Source organism: Paraburkholderia piptadeniae, assembly GCF_900007165.1.
GTDB lineage: Bacteria > Pseudomonadota > Gammaproteobacteria > Burkholderiales > Burkholderiaceae > Paraburkholderia > Paraburkholderia piptadeniae.
In genome coordinates this window covers 1-1,164 of record NZ_CYGY02000195.1, presented here as the reverse complement: position 1 = coordinate 1,164, position 1,164 = coordinate 1, and the positions used below count along the sequence as shown (strand labels likewise).

Genomic DNA, 1,164 nt, shown 5'->3' with positions numbered 1-1,164 from the left:
GTGGACACATCCTTGCGATGCGAACCCTTGCCTTGCGACGCGTCGCCCATCTGGCTCGGAAGGCTTTTATTGCAGTTGGGCGGCGAGGGCGTCGGCACCCTTGTCGAGTCCGGTTCTGGCCGCGCTGAGCGATCCGAATGCAGCGGGCAGATTCATCGCGTTCGGATATTGCTTCGACACGTACGCCCGCAAAAGGCGATTGTTGGAACTGTCGTACACCTCAACGGCGTATGTCACCGAGCCGCTGAACGCGCCCTTGCCGCCGCGGATCGCCTGGACGCCGTTGTAGAGGTTCCCCGCGATATCGAAGTGCATCGCCTGTCCGACGAGCGCAGTGGTCTTTTCCGCGCCCGTCAGCGTGAGTTTGACGCGCAAGGTTGCAGGCGAAGGCTGGCTGGCGATTTCGAAATGCTTCGCGAGCTTCGCCGCAAACGTCTTGCCCATGTAATCTGCGAGCGCGGCCTTGTCGTCCTCCGGCATATCGGCGAACTGGTTGTCACTGCCCCGATACACGACAACCGGGTCGATCATGACCTGCGTGTAACGCGACCAGACGACGGGAGCGGCATACCTGTAAGGCACTTTTGCCGCGTCTTCGTCCCTGTTCTGCTTCAGTTGCGGCGATGACGAAATGCCCGAGTAGGCAACGGGCTGCACGCCCGAACATGCCGTCAGGGCAAGCGTTAGCGCGCTGACGAAAAGCAGCAGGGCGGGTCTCATGGCGGGCATTTCTCGTTCCTTGCGAGTGGATGTCAGATGTCGGCGACGTTGCAATTCGTGCGAAATGCGACGTGGCCGAAGCGTAGCACCGTCCATTCCGGATGTAAACCGTCTATCCGGTTTGTTTTTGAGTGCGATGTCGAGCGTACAATCTCGCTTTCCCGGTTCGGGCGATATGCTGCTTCAGGCTTTTCAGTGATTGGTGTGTTGGGCTTTCGCGGCCACGGCTTTGGCAAACAGGTGGCTGATCGGCTCGAATGACGACACTTTTTATGATATGGATAACCAGACCCGTTCGGAAAATACCCGCAAGAAGGCCATCGAAGCCGCGCTGACGATTCTCACGCATGAAGGCGTGGGTGGGCTCACGTTCGATTCGCTGTCGCGCGAGAGCGGGATCAGCAAGGGCGGGTTGCTGCATCAGTTCCGTACCAAGAATGGCGT

Annotated in this window: 2 protein-coding genes; one reads left to right on the top strand and one right to left on the bottom strand. The window is 59.2% G+C overall.

Translation table 11 applies throughout. The annotated features are described in order from the left end of the window. Positions 1 to 66 precede the first annotated feature (66 nt). Positions 67 to 729, bottom strand: coding sequence for a DUF3313 domain-containing protein (locus BN2476_RS44325; RefSeq protein WP_087740412.1), 663 nt, complete (start codon positions 727 to 729; stop codon positions 67 to 69). A gap of 268 nt (positions 730 to 997) precedes the next feature. Between BN2476_RS44325 and BN2476_RS44320 the strand changes: the two genes are divergently transcribed. After that, a partial coding sequence (locus BN2476_RS44320) for a TetR/AcrR family transcriptional regulator (RefSeq protein ID WP_143811241.1) occupies positions 998 to 1,164 on the top strand: 167 nt, incomplete at its 3' end.